At 70.3% G+C, this 14,611-nt stretch carries 12 protein-coding genes and 2 pseudogenes; 9 read left to right on the top strand and 5 right to left on the bottom strand.

Translation table 11 applies throughout. The features are described from left to right. Positions 1–24: 24 nt before the first annotated feature. From ACQEV8_RS39125 to ACQEV8_RS39115, 3 genes and pseudogenes are all read left to right on the top strand, one after another. Positions 25–105, top strand: a pseudogene (locus ACQEV8_RS39125) (PfkB family carbohydrate kinase); the annotation flags it as partial. Between the two features lie 35 nt (positions 106–140). Next, complete coding sequence (locus ACQEV8_RS39120; protein ID WP_432970607.1) at positions 141–1,055, top strand: aldo/keto reductase; 915 nt, start codon at positions 141–143, stop codon at positions 1,053–1,055. Between the two features lie 75 nt (positions 1,056–1,130). Beyond that, positions 1,131–4,532: an RICIN domain-containing protein gene (locus tag ACQEV8_RS39115; RefSeq protein ID WP_432970604.1), complete on the top strand. Its 3,402-nt coding sequence runs from the start codon at positions 1,131–1,133 to the stop codon at positions 4,530–4,532. Here the strand turns inward: ACQEV8_RS39115 and ACQEV8_RS39110 are convergent. After that, positions 4,417–5,250 (bottom strand): DUF2397 family protein, encoded by an 834-nt coding sequence (locus ACQEV8_RS39110; RefSeq protein WP_432970601.1) that lies wholly within the window; start codon positions 5,248–5,250, stop codon positions 4,417–4,419. The two genes, ACQEV8_RS39115 and ACQEV8_RS39110, sit on opposite strands and share 116 nt — an antisense overlap. A gap of 265 nt (positions 5,251–5,515) precedes the next feature. Next, positions 5,516–6,481 (bottom strand): pirin family protein, encoded by a 966-nt coding sequence (locus tag ACQEV8_RS39105; RefSeq protein ID WP_432970598.1) that lies wholly within the window; start codon positions 6,479–6,481, stop codon positions 5,516–5,518. A gap of 174 nt (positions 6,482–6,655) precedes the next feature. On the opposite strand from ACQEV8_RS39105, the gene ACQEV8_RS39100 reads away from it, so the two are divergent. Genes ACQEV8_RS39100 through ACQEV8_RS39090 form a run of 3 tightly spaced genes read left to right on the top strand, consistent with a single transcriptional unit; the run spans position 6,656 to position 8,006 of the window. Then, complete coding sequence (locus tag ACQEV8_RS39100; protein WP_432970595.1) at positions 6,656–7,138, top strand: MarR family winged helix-turn-helix transcriptional regulator; 483 nt, start codon at positions 6,656–6,658, stop codon at positions 7,136–7,138. After that, positions 7,135–7,581: a MarR family transcriptional regulator gene (locus ACQEV8_RS39095; RefSeq protein ID WP_432970592.1), complete on the top strand. Its 447-nt coding sequence runs from the start codon at positions 7,135–7,137 to the stop codon at positions 7,579–7,581. Before ACQEV8_RS39100 ends, ACQEV8_RS39095 begins: the two co-directional genes overlap by 4 nt. 50 nt (positions 7,582–7,631) lie before the next feature. Continuing rightward, entirely contained in the window at positions 7,632–8,006 is a 375-nt protein-coding gene (locus ACQEV8_RS39090; RefSeq protein WP_432970589.1) for a tetratricopeptide repeat protein, read from the top strand. A 65-nt stretch (positions 8,007–8,071) separates the two neighbouring features. Here ACQEV8_RS39090 and ACQEV8_RS39085 read toward each other — a convergent pair whose 3' ends face one another. Next, on the bottom strand, positions 8,072–9,481 hold the full coding sequence (locus ACQEV8_RS39085) for a PepSY-associated TM helix domain-containing protein (protein WP_432970586.1): 1,410 nt from the start codon (positions 9,479–9,481) through the stop codon (positions 8,072–8,074). Positions 9,482–9,660: 179 nt separating this feature from the next. Between ACQEV8_RS39085 and ACQEV8_RS39080 the strand changes: the two genes are divergently transcribed. Then, entirely contained in the window at positions 9,661–10,305 is a 645-nt protein-coding gene (locus tag ACQEV8_RS39080) for a peptide deformylase (protein WP_432970583.1), read from the top strand. A gap of 24 nt (positions 10,306–10,329) precedes the next feature. Continuing rightward, positions 10,330–10,851, top strand: a pseudogene (locus ACQEV8_RS39075) (ATP-binding cassette domain-containing protein); the annotation flags it as partial. Positions 10,852–10,904: 53 nt separating this feature from the next. Here ACQEV8_RS39075 and ACQEV8_RS39070 read toward each other — a convergent pair. After that, positions 10,905–12,332 (bottom strand): dihydrolipoyl dehydrogenase family protein, encoded by a 1,428-nt coding sequence (locus tag ACQEV8_RS39070; RefSeq protein ID WP_432970580.1) that lies wholly within the window; start codon positions 12,330–12,332, stop codon positions 10,905–10,907. Between the two features lie 119 nt (positions 12,333–12,451). Between ACQEV8_RS39070 and trxA the strand changes: the two genes are divergently transcribed. After that, positions 12,452–12,838, top strand: coding sequence for a thioredoxin (trxA, locus tag ACQEV8_RS39065; protein WP_391112718.1), 387 nt, complete (start codon positions 12,452–12,454; stop codon positions 12,836–12,838). A 110-nt stretch (positions 12,839–12,948) separates the two neighbouring features. On the opposite strand, the gene ACQEV8_RS39060 is transcribed toward trxA, so the two are convergent. Next, a complete protein-coding gene (locus ACQEV8_RS39060; RefSeq protein ID WP_432970576.1) occupies positions 12,949–14,385 on the bottom strand; it encodes an aldehyde dehydrogenase family protein in 1,437 nt (478 codons plus the stop codon). Positions 14,386–14,611 lie beyond the last annotated feature (226 nt).

Below are 14,611 nucleotides of genomic sequence, written 5' to 3'. Positions count from 1 at the left end.
CACACCGCGCCCGGGTCATGGCCCACTCCCGGCGATGTCTCGATGGCCGCCCTCGCCGAGGTCGAGGCGCTCATCGCCGGCGGCTCGGCCCACGTCAGACGCTGACCGGCGTCCCTCACCCCTGTCCCCAGGAGCACGTAGTGGACCACCGGAAGATTCAGAACAAGCCGGTCACCGTCACCGAGTTCGGCTTCGGTGCCTCGGTGATCGGCAACCTCTACCGGGTGACCTCCCCCCAGGCCGCGCCGGCCGCCGTCGACGCCGCCTGGGACGCGGGCGTCCGCTACTTCGACACCTCACCGCACTACGGCCTCGGCCTCTCCGAACGCCGGCTCGGCGACGCCCTGCGCGACCGGCCCCGTGAGGAGTACGTCGTCTCCTCCAAGGTGGGCCGCCTCCTCGTCCCCAACGAACGGGCGCGGGGCGTCGATGACCAGGGGTTCGTCGTACGGGACGATCTGCGCCGGCATTGGGACTTCAGCCGTGACGGTGTACTGCGTTCCCTCGAGGACACCCTGCGCCGTACCGGCCTGGACCGGCTGGACGTGGTCTACCTCCACGACCCCGACGACCACTGGCGCCAGGCCGCCGACGTGGTGATGCTGGCCGGGCGCTACACCCTGCTCGACCGGTCCGCCCTCGACGACGTCCTGCCCGCCGCGCAGGCCCACGGCAAGAGCGTCGTCGCGGTCGGTGTCTTCAACTCCGGCCTGCTCTCGCGGGACCGGCCCGCAGGGGGCATGAAGTACGACTACCAGGACGCCCCGACAGACCTGGTGCACCGGGCGCCGGCCATCGCCGAGGTCTGTGAGCGGTACGGCACCACCCTGCCCGCCGCCGCCATCGCCTTCCCCTCCGCGCACCCGGCCGTCGTCAACGTCACCCTGGGCATGCGCACCGCGGAACAGCTCCGGCGCAACGTCGAACTGCACGCCCGGCGCGTCCCCGACGGCCTCTGGGACGAGTCGCGTGCACAGGGCCTGATCAGGGCTGATGTCCCCACCGCGAGCGGCGACGGCCGCCCGCCCTCGAAGCCCTCAGAGCCGACGCGCTGAGTATCCGCACCACCTCTCACCGACACCCCCTGGATTTTCATCAACCGCACGCAACACCCCCCGTGGAGCCGCCCCATGTACGCCTTCCCGACCATCCGAACCACCAGGAGGGGCAGACGCCCCGTCGTCTCCGCCCTGCGTGTCCTGCCGTCAGCGCTGGCGACGGCGGTCTCCGCCGTCCTGCTGGCCTCCCTCACGATGCCGCCCGCGGCCTCGGCCTCGGCCGCCATTCAGGCGAGCTACTACGTCGCCCCCGACGGCCACGACTCGAACGCCGGCACGTTCAGGGCGCCGTTCAAGACCCTGCAGCACGCACGGGACGTCGTGCGCAGGGTCAGCGACAATATGACCGGAGACATCAACGTCTATCTCCGCGGCGGCACCTACCCGGTGAGCAGCACCATCGGCTTCACCTCGGCCGACTCCGGAACGAACGGGCACCGTGTCGTGTACGCCGCCTACCCGGGCGAAAAGCCGGTCCTGGACGCGGGCGTTCAGGTGACCGGCTGGACACAGCACAGCGGGAACATCTGGAAGGCCACCCTCAACCGCGACAACAAGCTCCGTGCTCTCTACGTCAACGGCAAACGCGCCCAGATGGCCTCGAAGACGATCGACTCGGCCGGATGCTACGCGACCTACGAGATCAGTCCTCCCTTGCCTTCCTGGGCCTGGGAGGCGGGCAAGGAGTGCGACGGATCCAAGTACAGCCTCTCCGATCTGCCTGCCATCGCGTCCAACCAGGATGACGTAGAGATCAAACGCTCGACGACCTGGACCACGGCGATCGTCGGCGTCCGGCAGATCACGAAGAGCTCGGACGGCGCCCATCGCGTGGCCATGTTCCAGCAGCCTGGCGCGGCCATCGCCCAGGGACCTCCGAACGGCAACTTCAGCCCCACCGGCAGCCACACGTTCATGAACGCGTACGAGTTCCTGGACCAGCCGGGCGAGTTCTACTTCGACAAGACCAACCACGCGCTGTACTACTACAAGTCCAGTTCCGAGGACATGACCAAGGCGAAGGTCTTCGCGCCCAACAACGTGTCCACCGTCCTCAAGATCGCCGGCAAGTCCAGGACCGACCACGCGCGGAACATCACCTTTTCCGGTCTCACGGTCGAGCACTCCGACTGGAACCTGGTCAAGGTGGCGGGCTCCGTCTTCCGGCAGGGCCAGCAGGGCAACGCCAGCTCGAACGTGTACGCAAAGGGGAACTTCCACGTCTACACGTACCGCAACGTCGACCTGCCGCCGGCCATCATCCAGATCGAGAACGCCGACCGGATCATCCTGCGGCGCAACACGGTGCAGCACACCGGTGCCGACGGGATCGCCCTGGCCAACGACGTCAGGGACTCGCAGTTGACCGGCAACTACGTCAACGACATCGCCGGGTCCGCCATCAGCGTGGGGCACCCCCAGCACGTGTACATCGGGGATCACACCTCCGAGAACAAGGAGAAGTACCCGGTGAACGTCGAGGGGCTCGTCAAGAGAATCTCGATCACCAACAACTACCTCTACGACAGCGCGGTCCTGTTCCAGGGGTCCAGCCCCGTGTCGGCCTTCTTCGCCGACACCCTGTCCGTGCAGCACAACCGCATCGAGAAGTCCCCGTGGGCGGGCATCACGCTCGGCTGGGGTTGGTGGAACTTCGACGGTTCGGCGGGCTCCATCAACCCTGGGAACCCGACCACCACGGCGAGGAACAACACCGTCAAGTACAACGAGCTCATCGACACCATGCAGACACTCGGCGACTCGGCTCCCATCTACACGCTGGGCAATCAGCCGGGCACAGAGATCAGCGACAACTTCCTCCAGGGGGTGCCGGCCGGCCACAAGTACGGAATGCACCCCGACGAAGGCTCCGCCAACATCATCGAGCACGACAACGTCCTCGACGTGGACCCGAACGTCGCGTACGCCATCAACTCCGGCACCTGGGGCCGTCAGCACGACCTGTCCATCACCGACACCTACGGCCCCGTCAACACGATCTACAACAGGGACGTCCCGAACAGCACCATCGACGACGTGCGCGTGTACGCGGACCGCGTGTGGCCGTCGCAGGCCTACAGCATCGCCGTGAACGCAGGGCTGGAAGACGCCTACAAGAACGTCATCCCCGCCGGCAACGTAACCGCGCAGGACTACGCGCTGCCCGCCAGCACCTTCACCGGCAAGGGGGTGACGAGCATTCCGGTCCGCAGCCCCGGAGACAGGACCAAGACGCTCTGGCTGGCTCCCCCCGGTACGAAGACGTTCACCGCCGGTCCCACCAAGACCAGCGCGAGCGGCACCTCGTCGTCCATCCACGTACCGCAGTCGGCCGGTGACTACGGCCTCTACGTCGTGGACGCCCGGGGGAACGCGTCCGCCGCGTCGAAGGCTCTGGTGCGGCAGCGCTGGAACCACGTCGACGACAAGGCGGCCGGGGTGACCTACTCCGGCACCTGGTCGAACCGGAACGACGACAAGGACCTGAACGGGTCCGCGAAGTTCACGAGCCGTGCGGGCAACTACGCCGAGCACCCGTTCACCGGCTCGGGCATCCGGTACCTCGGCATGAAGCAGCCGAACATGGGCAAGGTGGACATCTATCTCGACGGCACCCTCGCCAAGTCGGGCATCGACGCCTACGCCTCGACGGTGACGAAGCAGGTACCGCTGTTCGAGAAGACGGATCTCGCCGCCGGCCCCCACACGATCAGGGTGGTGTGCACCGGGAGGAAGAACGCCGCCTCCTCCGGCACCGTCTGCGCGGTGGACGCGTTCGCCTCCATCTCGTTCCCCGCCACGAACGCCAACTACAAGATCCTCAACAAGGACAGCGCCAAGGCGGTCGATGTCTCGGGTGGATCGATGTCCGCCGGAGCCGACGTCATCCAGTGGAACGACAGCGGAGCCCAGAACCAGAACTGGCGGTTCGTCGCGGTCGGTGACGGCAGCTACGAGATCGTCAGCCGGAACAGCGCACTGCTGATGGACGTCAGCAACGCCTCCAGCGCGGACGGCGCCTCCATAGTCCAGTCGTCGGACAAGAACGTCGCGAACCAGCGCTGGACACTGATCGCCGCCGGAAACGGCTACTACAAGATCAAGAACGTCAACAGCGCCAAACTGCTGGACGTGTCCCCGAGGGAACTCAGCTCGTTCAGACGACGGACACGAACGCCGACAGCCAGCTGTGGAAGGTCATCAACGTCGACTGATGCGCGAGAGAGGGTGAAAGGCCTGCGGGACGGTGCCGGCGAAGGAGGCCGGCACCGCCAGCCCTCACGCCGAAGCACGGGAGTGTGCAGTAGGGCTCGAACCACCTCGCGGCATTCGTGGCCCTCCTGTCCGGTCCAGCCCTTCACCGGCGCCCAAGCTCCTCCACCAGCAGCGTTAACTCGAAGTCTCGCGTACTCACCACTCCGCCCCGTAACTCCACAGCGGCGGCGGTGCTTTCCACCGCAGGACGCAGTGTGATCAGCAGACGGCCGTCAGGGGTACGTGTGCGCCGGACACCCCCGCTTCGCTCCCGCACCGACAGGACGAGTCCCAGACAGGTCAAGAAGATCTCCGCCTCGGCGGAGTCCAGCTGACCGAGCTCCGACAGCCGCACCGGGCCTCTGTCTGCCAGCGACCGCTCCGCGGCTTCCGCCGTCGCGTGTTCCTGCTTCTGCCGGGCTGCCAGCAGGCTCTTGGCGCGGCGCGCGTCGCGAATACGCGGCGGGGATCCCGTGTGCGCCCGAGGCCCACGCGAGCGCAGCTCCGCCGACACTGGAGCCGGCTCACTCTGCCACCAGCCGACCTCGGGCCGAGCATCGCAGTCGTCCTCGATCACACCAGGATGGCCGAGGTGCCTGGACGAGTAGGCGCCGAAAGCCGTACGCCACAAGGCGATGGTCTCGCGCCCGCCGCTGGTCATGTCGAACCCTTCGAACCAGCCGGCCAGGGCCACCAGATCCGCCGTTCGGCGCGCCCGCCGGAAGCGCGGGTCGTTGATGTGTCCGACGGTCATGACAATGAAGGCGATCGCGTCGGAGGCCCGGTCGAGCAGCAACTCGGCGACCGGTGGGCCGTCTTCGGCGGCCACGAACCAGCGGCGCAAGCCCTCCCACATCTCTCCCATCCGCTGGGCCTCGCGGACGACGACCTCCTCGTGGCTGACACCCAGGACCGGCGCGGCCTCCAGAGCCGCCATCTCAGTGAACCGGTGCGCCTACACATGCGCAGAAGCTAGGAGAAGGACCTCGCATCCCCACCTGACAAGGCGTCAGCAAAGTCAGCATCAGGTCAGCAAGAGTCCTGCCACAGCCACCCACAGACAGCCACACCGTGGAATCGTTAACCGCACCGGCCTGAGCCAGCCGGCTGTTTGGACGCCGTCCGGCAAGCAGGTGGAAGACAGCGAGAAGGCCCGATCGTCTTCCGCCCTGCAGCCACCAACGCTGACGCGTTTCCGCAGTTCAGCGCACCCTTCCCCGCGGTTTCAACGGCACGGACGGCACTTCCGGTGCGGGCAGTGGAGCCCCGTCGTACCCCTTCACCTCCCCGAACCGGGAGCCTTCCATCCAGTCCTGGCGGGCCTCTACGATCTCCTCTTGAGACCGCCCGATCCAGTTCCAAAACATGATCAGCTCCTCCTCGAACGGCTCACCGCCCAGGAGCATCAGGCCCGCGTCCGACTCCGCCCGCAGGGGCAGTTCGCTGCGGCCGCAGCCGAGGTAGAGCATCGAGCCGGGCAGAACCGGGACGCCGTCGACGTGGGCCTCGCCCGACATGGACAGGACGGCGTACTCGAAGTCCGGTTCCAGGGGGAGGCGTACGTCCGCGCCTCGGGTCAGGGCGAGGTCGGCGCCGACGATCGGAGTGAACGCCGTGCCGGGCGAGGTCGCGCCGTCGAGGTCGCCGAGGATGAGTGTGGCCTTGACTCCGGGTGCCGTGACGACCGGCAGGTCGGCGTGGTGTTCGAAGCGCGGGTCGGTGTGGCGGTGGCCGTCCGGAAGGGCGACCCACAGTTGCGCGCCGTGCAGGAAACGGGCGTGCGAGCGAGGGCTCTCCTCGGAGTGGCTGATCGCCCGGCCGGAGGTCATCAGGCCCAGTTCGCGCGGGCGGATCGTCTGGAGGCTGCCGGTGGAGTCGCGGTGCAGCACCTCCCCCTCGTGCAGCCAGCTGACCGTCTGCAGACCCATGTGGGGATGCGGCGGCACCTGCATGCCGGGTTCGTCGGCGATGTCGTCGGGGCCGTAGTGGTCGATGAAGCACCAGGCTCCGACCATCCGGCGGCCGAGGTTGGGCAGCAGCCGGCGGACCTCGCTGGACTCGCCCAGTTTGACGCGCCGAGGACTGAGGAGTTCACGTACCGGCTCCGCCACCACGAAGCCCCGGCCACCGCACAGAGCGGGGACCGCCTCGCGCTCAAGATTGCTCATGGCCACAACCTAGTCCGGCGGGAGGCCTTGCGTCAGCGCGTCACCGCGTCATCCGGGCGGCCGTGTCCTGGCAGCCCGGGAACCATATAGTAGCCATGTACATAGTAGTTATGTACATAGTAGTTATGTACATGGTAGCCATGTACTGTATCGCTCATGAGCAACGGTTCGGGCATGAGCAATGAGTCAGAGGGCGCGACGCCCGGGTTCCTGGTGTGGCGGCTGTCGATGAAGTGGCGGGTGGCCGTCGACCGGGCCGTCGCCCCGCTGGGGCTGACCCATGCGCAGTACTCGCTCCTGGCCTCGCTGTACGGCATGCGACGGTCCGGCGAACGGCCCAGTCAGCGCCGCCTCGCCGACCACACGGGACTCGAGCCGCTCTACGTGTCCAAGCTCGCCCGCGCACTGGAGACCGCCGGCCTTCTGGAGCGCACCCGGGACCCGCGCGACCCGCGCGCTGTGCAGCTCGCGCTCACCGAGCAGGGGCGTGAGGTCGCCGCGCGGGCCATCACCGTCGTACACGGGCTGCTTCAGCAGCTCCTGGAACCGCTGGGCGGTCTCGACAGCGCGCGGACCAGGGAGTTCGCGCGCGACCTGACGGCCTTGCTCGACGCACCTCTTGATCCCTTCAGCGAGAACGAGACGGAGCAGTCATGACCACCACCACACAACTGGTCGGCCCCCGCGTCATCGCCCTGGCCCACTACGCCGGCCGGGCGATCCTCGAGACCGTACTGACCCGGCACGGCGTCACCTTCCAGCAGTCCGTCACCCTTCGCCTCGCGGCCGTCGCCGAAGGCCCGGTCGGGCGCGAGGAGCTCGTCGACGGCGTCACCGGCGCGCTGAAGGTCGAGGCCACGGAGGCGCACGGCGTGGTCGACGAGCTGATCGCCGCACGGCTACTGGCCCAGGGCGAGGCATCGGGCGTGCGGATCACGGACGCCGGGCGGAGGCTCCACGACAGGACCTCCGGCGAGACGGCTCCCATCACCGCCCGGATCTACGACGGCATTCCGGCGGAAGACCTGGCCGTCGCCGGCCGGGTGCTCAGCCTGATCACCGAGCGGGCCGACGCCGAACTGGCCGCCCTCACCAAGTAGTGGAATATTGAACCAACCCGCTCGGTTGTCGGCCTCGAAGGAGGCCACGAGTGAACACGACCCACGACGCCACGTACTACGACGCCACGTACTACGGCCACGGGACACCGGCGGAGCGCTGGGAGCGCGCGCAGCTGTTCTTCGACGCCAAGGACTACGCGGCCGCCGCGCGTGTCCTGGTCGGGCTGGTCGAGGAGGTGCCCGAGCAGACGGGGCCGCGGCTGCTGCTGGCGCGCTCCTACTACCACTCGGCCCAACTGTGGCGTGCGGAGACCGAGTTGCTGACGATCGTCGAGCGCGACCCCGTCGAGCACTATGCCCGGCTGATGCTCGGCCGCACGCTCCAGCGGCAGGGGCGGCACGAGGAGGCGGAGTCGCATCTGCGGATCGCCTCGGCGCTCGCGGGTGACTTCGAGCAGCGCTGACCGCCGGTGACAGAGACGGTGCCCGGCTCCGTGAGGAGCCGGGCACCGGTGTCTGCGGCCCTCCGCTATTTCGCCGGTGTCCCGGCTTCGTAGGACCGCCGTCCCCGCCGGTAGGCGATCTCGCCCAGCAGGATGTCGACGGCGAGGAAGGCCGCCAGCGGGATGCCGAACAGCGGCAGGAAGTAGCCGAGCACGGCGACCCCGGCGAGCAGCGGGACCAGGATCTGCGGCGGTACCTGCTGCCAGGCGCCGCGCGGGATCGGCCGGCCGAAGGCGGAGCCGCGGCCACGCTGCCACCACATGCGGTAGCCCCACACGATGAGCAGGATCAGGGAGAGCGTGAGCAGCATCAGGACGATCTGGTTGGCCAGGCCGAACAGGATGCCGGTGTGCAGGTCGATGCCCCACCGGGTGAGCTTCGCGAGCAGGGGGTAGTCGGCGAACCGCAGCACGTCCATGACCTCGCCGTCGGCCGGGTCGATCGCGACGGAGTCCTGCTTCTCGGGCCAGCTGCGCTGTACCTGCTTGACGACGTACGCCGATGTCGCGTCGGCCGGCGGCACGATCTCCACCGGGTCGCCGAGGCCCTCGGCCCGCGCCGCCGCCAGGACCTTGTCCAGGCCCACGCCGTGTGCCGCGTCTCCCGCCTGCCCGCCCGCGGAGCCGTGGCCGGCGTGTTCACCGCCCGCCGCCGCCGACACCGACGGGGTGGCGTGCCCCAGCGAGGTGCGCAGCTCGTCGATGTTGGCCCCGGCATAGGCCGACCAGGTGAGACCGGTCGCCGAGAGGAAGAAGAACCCGGCCGCCGCCCAGACGCCGACGCTGCCGTGCAGTCCGAGCGTGCGGCGCCGTCCGTTCGTCCCCCGCACCTTGCGCAGGGCACGGCGGCGGGAGAACCACAGGACCAGCCCGCCGGCCGAGATCACCCCCAGCCAGCTGGCCGCCAGCTCGCTGTAGTAGCGCCCCGGTTCGCCCAGGTGAAGGTCCCGGTGGAACTCGTCGATCCAGGTGCGCAGCGGCAACGCGCCGGTCGAGCCGTACTGTTCGAGGGAGCCGCGCACCTTCGCGGTGTACGGGTCGACGAACACGGCGAGCGCGTGCCCCTCGTCGACGCCCGGGACGCCGGACAGCATGACCCTGGTCGTCGCGTCCGCCTCGGGTGAGGGGCGCACGGCCGAGATGGTGCCCTCGGGGTGGGCCTTGCGGGCGGCGGCCACCTGCTCGCTGATCGGCAGCTTCCGCTCGCCGACCGGGACGGTCAGTTCGTGGTCGTACACGATCTTCTCGGCCTGGAAAGAGGCGGCGTACAGCAGGCCGGTGACGGCGGCGACGAGGAGGAACGGCGCCACCAGCACCCCGGCGTAGAAGTGCAGGCGAAGGACCAGCGGGCGCAAGGGTGCCCAGCTGCTCTTCGACGGTGCCGGGGCGGCTGATTTCGGGGCCTCGTCCGTGGTGGTCGAGGGAGCGGTGGTCATCGGCGGGATTCTCCGGGGGACGTCTTCTTTGGCCGTTGCGGTGCGGTGATCGTCGTTGTGGTCGCGGTGCGTGGTGGTCGTTGCGGTGCAGTAGTCGGGGCGGCGGGGCGTTCAGTTCCCGAGGAGTGCACGTGATGTGCATCACATGAGCGGGGAGGGTGCCGTGTCATCCTGACGCGATGGGAACTCCGAGTGATCGCGCACCGCTGGCCGAGCGGGTCGAGGAACTCCTCGCGGACGGCCTCCCGTTGACCATCGTCGCGGCCGGGGACCCGGTGCTGCGGCGGGGTACCGAGCCGTACGACGGTCAGCTGGAGCCCGCGCTGCTGGCCCGGTTCGCGGAGGCCCTGCGCGTCACCATGCGCGCGGCGCCGGGGGTCGGTCTGGCGGCGCCCCAGATCGGTGTGCCGCTCAGGATCGCGGTGATCGAGGACCCCGCTCCGGTGCCGGAGGACGTGCGTCTCGCGCGCGGGCGGGTGCCACAGCCCTTCCGGGTGCTGGTCAATCCCATGTATGAGCCCGTCGGCGACGCGCGGGCCGCGTTCTTCGAGGGCTGTCTGAGCGTGCCGGGCTGGCAGGCGGTGGTGGCGCGCCACGCCGAGGTGCGGCTGACCGGGCAGGACGAGCACGGGCGGGCGCTGGACGAGGTGCTCTCCGACTGGCCGGCGCGGATCGTGCAGCACGAGACGGACCATCTCGACGGCGTGCTGTTTCTGGACCGGGCCGAGCCGCGTTCGCTGTCGTCCAACCTGGCGATGGCGGAGCGCTGGGCTCAGCCGACGCCGGAGGAGGCCGCGCGGGCGCTCGGGTTCGAGCTGCCGTAGGACAGAGAAAACCGGAGGCGGCCCGCGGGGCCGACGACCCTGTTGCGCCTCCTCGCGGGCCGGGACACCCCCGACAGCGGCCGGGTGGTCCGCGGGCACGGGCTGCGGCTCGGCTATTTCGCCCAGGAACACGACACGCTGGATCCGGAGCTGACGGTGCGCGAGCACCTGGCCGGTGCCGCCCCGCACCTCACCGACGGCGAAGTCCGCCAGGTGCTGGGATCGTTCCTGTTCACCGGCGACGACACGGACAAGCGCGTCGGTGTCCTCTCCGGCGGCGAGAAGACCCGGCTCGCCCTCGCCGGTCTGGTGCACTCGGGCGCCAACGTCCTGCTCCTGGACGAGCCCACCAACAACCTGGACCCGGCCTCGCGCACCGGGGTCCTGGCTGCGGTGGGCACCTACCCGGGCGCCCTCGTCATGGTCACCCACGACGAGGGAGCGGTGGACGCGCTGCGGCCGGACCGGGTGCTGCTGCTGCCCGAGGCGGAGGAGGACCTGTGGAGCGACGACTACCGGGAGCTGGTGGTGCCCGCGCACGCGTGATCCGGTCCCGGCGGCCTACGGGCGGGCCCGCTGCCCGCCCGGGCCGGGCCCGGTCAGGCGTCCCGGTACGCCTCCAGCAGCCGGAGCCACACCTCGCTGATCGTCGGGTAGGACGGGACCGCGTGCCACAGGCGGCTGACGGGGACCTCACCGGCCACGGCGATCGTCGCGGAGTGGATGAGTTCGCCGACGCCCGGGCCCACGAGGGTCACGCCGCGAAGGATCTCGGCCTCGACATCGACGACCATGCGGGCGCGGCCCTTGTAGCCGTCGGCGTACAGGCCGGCCCCGGCGACGGTGGACAGGTCGACGTCGACGGCCTTCACCCGGTGGCCGGCCTGTTCCGCCTCGGCCAGGGACAGGCCCACCGCCGCAGCCTCCGGGTCGGTGAAGACGACCTGGGGGACTGCGGCGTGGTCGGCGGTCGCGGCGTGGGCGCCCCAGGGCTGGGCGAGGAGGCTCTCCCCCGTGGCCCGCGCGGCGATGGCGGCGCCCGCGACGCGCGCCTGGTACTTGCCCTGGTGGGTGAGCAGGGCGCGCTGGTTGACGTCGCCCACCGCGTACAGCCAGTCGTGGCCGGCGACGCGGAGGCTGTCGTCGACCGGCAGCCAGGAGCCGGGTTCCATGCCGATCGTCTCCAGGCCGATGTCGTCGGTGCGCGGCGCGCGGCCGGTGGCGAAGAGGATCTCGTCGGCCTCGATGCGGTCGCCCTTGTCGGTGACGGACACGACGATGCCCTCGCGGGTCACCGACTCGACCGACGTGCCGGTGCGGACGTCCGTGCCGGCCTCGGTGAGCGCCTCGGCGATCAGTTCCCCGGCGAAGGGCTCCATCCGGGGCAGGAGGCCCTTGCCGCGGACCAGCATGGTGACCTGGGAGCCGAGGGCCTGCCAGACGGTGGCCATCTCGGTGGCGACCACGCCGCCGCCGACCACGATCAGCCGGCCGGGCACGCTCCGGGAGCTGGTGGCCTCCCGGCTGGTCCACGGCCGGACCTCGTGCAGCCCGGGCAGTTTCGGGAGGGACGCGCGGCTGCCGGTACAGACGGCGACGGCGTGCCGGGCGGTCAGGACGTGCTCGGCGCCGTCGGGGCCGGTGACCGTCACCGTACGGGGGCCGGCGAGCCGTCCGTGGCCGCGGTACAGGTCGGCGCCGATGGAGTCGAGCCACCCGACCTGGCCGTCGTCCTTCCAGTGGGAGGTGTAGTAGTCCCGGTGGGCGAGGACCGCGGCGGCGTCGAGGGGACCCCGCACCGACTGGCTCAGACCGGGTACGCGGCGGGCGTCCGCCCGGGCGATGACCGGCCGCAGCAGGGCTTTGCTGGGCATGCACGCCCAGTACGAGCACTCGCCGCCGACCAGTTCGCTCTCCACGACCGCGGTGGTCAGACCGGCGGCGCGGGCGCGGTCTGCGACGTTCTCCCCCACGGGCCCGGCCCCGAGCACCACGACGTCGTACGCGTTGGTTTCCGTTTCCGTCATGGGGTCAGTCTGGTGGGTGGTGTGCGCCCTGGCCACACGGGTAGGGGCGCGGAATACCTACCAGGTCGGCCGTGTTGTGCCGACGGTTTGCCCCCACACCAGGAAGAGGGATTTACACCATGAGCAGCACCGTGGAGCTCACCAAGGAGAACTTCGACCAGACGGTCACAGACAACGAGTTCGTCCTGATCGACTTCTGGGCCGACTGGTGCGGGCCGTGCAAGCAGTTCGCCCCGGTCTACGAGAAGGCGGCCGGGGAGAACCCGGACCTGGTGTTCGGCAAGGTGGACACCGAGGCGCAGCCGGAGCTGGCCGCGGCCTTCGGTATCCAGTCGATTCCCACGCTGATGATCGTCCGCGACCAGGTCGCCGTGTTCGCCCAGCCGGGCGCCCTGCCCGAGGCCGCCCTGACCGACGTCATCGGCCAGGCCCGGGGCCTGGACATGGACGAGGTCCGCAAGGCCGTCGCCGAGCAGCAGGCGCAGCAGCCGCAGGGGACCGAGTAAGCCGCCCGGGGGCGATCGGACGCCCCCGAGCAACCGGATCCGGGGCCGGGCCGGGCCTGCTGGGGCCGGGCACGGCCCCAGGTCGCGTCCGGCCCCAGGTCGCGTCCGGCCTAGAAGGGGTACGGGGCCACGTCCGCGCGTACCGTCGTCCAGCGCAGTTCGGTGAAGGCCTCCAGATTGGCCTCGCCACCGAAGCGGGCGCCGGTGCCGGATGCGGCCACTCCGCCGAACGGCGCCACGGCCTCGTCGTTCACGGTCTGGTCGTTGATGTGGACGATGCCGGTCGGTATGCGCTCGGCGAGGTCCAGGCCCCTGGCCGTGTCCCTGGTGACGATGCCCAGGGAGAGGCCGTACGGGCTCTGCGCGGCCAGGGCCGCCGCCTCGTCGGCGGTGGTGAAGGAACGGACGGGCGCCACCGGGCCGAAGACCTCCTCGGTGTACGCCGGGGTGTGGTCGTCGACATGGGCGAGGACGGTGGGCCGGTAGAAGAGCCGGTCGTGTGTGCCGCCCGCGGCGATCTTGGCGCCCGCCGCCCTGCTGGAGTCGACCAGGCCGCTGATCTTGGCGAGCTGTCCGGAGTCGATGATGGGGCCCAGGTGGACGTGGTCGCGGTACGGGTCGCCGACGGCGAGGGAGTCCGCCTTGGCGGCCAGCCGCTCGACGTACTCGTCGTACAGGGACGCGTGCACCAGGTGGCGTCCGGTCGTCATGCAGATCTGGCCCTGGTGGAAGAACGAGCCCCAGGCGGCGGTGGAGATCACCGCGTCGAGGTCGGCGTCCGCCAGCACGATCATGGCCGAGTTGCCGCCCAGTTCCAGGTGGGCCCGCTTGAGGTGCCGGCCGGCGGCCTCGCCGACTGCCCGTCCGGCGGCGGTGGAGCCGGTGAACGAGATGACCGGCACGCGCGGGTCCGAGACCAGGGCCTGTCCGGCGTCCGGGCCGCCGGGGAGGACCTGCAGCAGGTCCTGCGGGAGGCCCGCGGCGGCGAAGACCGCGGCGAGGGCCAGGCCTCCGCAGACGGCGGTGCGCGGGTCCGGCTTCAGCAGGACCCCGTTGCCCAGGGCCAGGGCCGGTGCGACGGAGCGGATGGACAGGATCAGCGGTGCGTTGAACGGTGAGATGACGCCCACCACACCGGCCGGGACGCGGCGCGTGTACGACAGGCGCGGCGCCTCGCTGGGCAGGACCTGGCCGGCCGGGCGGGAGGCGAGCGCGGCGGCCTCGTAGCACTCCTGGGCGGCGACGTGCAGCTCGAAGTCGGCCTTGCCGGGGACGGAACCGGACTCGCGGACGATCCATTCACGCAGCTCGGCGGCGTGCGCGGTGAACAGGTCGCCCGCCTTACGGAGGACGGCGGCGCGGGCGAAGTGCGGGGCACGGGCCCACTCGCGCTGGGCGGCGGCCGCGCGCCCGGCGGCGGCACCGACGTCCTCGGGGGTGGCGAGGGCGAGAGTGCCGAGGGCCCCGCCGGTGGCGGGCTCGGTGACGGTGTACCCGGGCCCGGCCAGGGCGCGGGGCTGCCAGGTCCTGGTGTCGAGCAGCGGCATGACGGCTCTCCGATCGATCGGTCACCGGCGTACGGGGTGGGTGGAACTCCCGCTGGAACGTGGCCGGTTCGGCGGTCACAGGGCAGGGCGCGGCGATCCGGGCAGCCGCGTGTGCTGCGACCGCGTTCGCACGCGCCCCCGTTTTGTTGACGATGCAACATCCTAGTCATGCGCAGGACGATGACCGGTGCCGCCTGCCGGCCGGAGAATTCCGGCCGTCCGCCGA

The organism is Streptomyces sp. CA-179760 (genome assembly GCF_050937045.1).
In the GTDB taxonomy this organism is placed as follows: Bacteria; Actinomycetota; Actinomycetes; order Streptomycetales; family Streptomycetaceae; genus Streptomyces.
Note: the sequence above shows the minus strand (reverse complement) of the source record. Positions and strands in the feature narration are given on the sequence as shown.

Bases quoted from the DNA above. Each gene is read 5' to 3' on its own strand.
- ACQEV8_RS39110 (WP_432970601.1), bottom strand. From the start codon at position 5,250: ATGGCGGCTCTGGAGGCCGCGCCGGTCCTGGGTGTCAGCCACGAGGAG.
- ACQEV8_RS39100 (WP_432970595.1), top strand. From the start codon at position 6,656: ATGAGCAATGAGTCAGAGGGCGCGACGCCCGGGTTCCTGGTGTGGCGG.
- ACQEV8_RS39070 (WP_432970580.1), bottom strand. From the start codon at position 12,332: ATGACGGAAACGGAAACCAACGCGTACGACGTCGTGGTGCTCGGGGCC.
- ACQEV8_RS39095 (WP_432970592.1), top strand. From the start codon at position 7,135: ATGACCACCACCACACAACTGGTCGGCCCCCGCGTCATCGCCCTGGCC.
- ACQEV8_RS39060 (WP_432970576.1), bottom strand. From the start codon at position 14,385: ATGCCGCTGCTCGACACCAGGACCTGGCAGCCCCGCGCCCTGGCCGGG.
- trxA (WP_391112718.1), top strand. From the start codon at position 12,452: ATGAGCAGCACCGTGGAGCTCACCAAGGAGAACTTCGACCAGACGGTC.
- ACQEV8_RS39085 (WP_432970586.1), bottom strand. From the start codon at position 9,481: ATGACCACCGCTCCCTCGACCACCACGGACGAGGCCCCGAAATCAGCC.
- ACQEV8_RS39080 (WP_432970583.1), top strand. From the start codon at position 9,661: ATGGGAACTCCGAGTGATCGCGCACCGCTGGCCGAGCGGGTCGAGGAA.
- ACQEV8_RS39105 (WP_432970598.1), bottom strand. From the start codon at position 6,481: ATGAGCAATCTTGAGCGCGAGGCGGTCCCCGCTCTGTGCGGTGGCCGG.
- ACQEV8_RS39115 (WP_432970604.1), top strand. From the start codon at position 1,131: ATGTACGCCTTCCCGACCATCCGAACCACCAGGAGGGGCAGACGCCCC.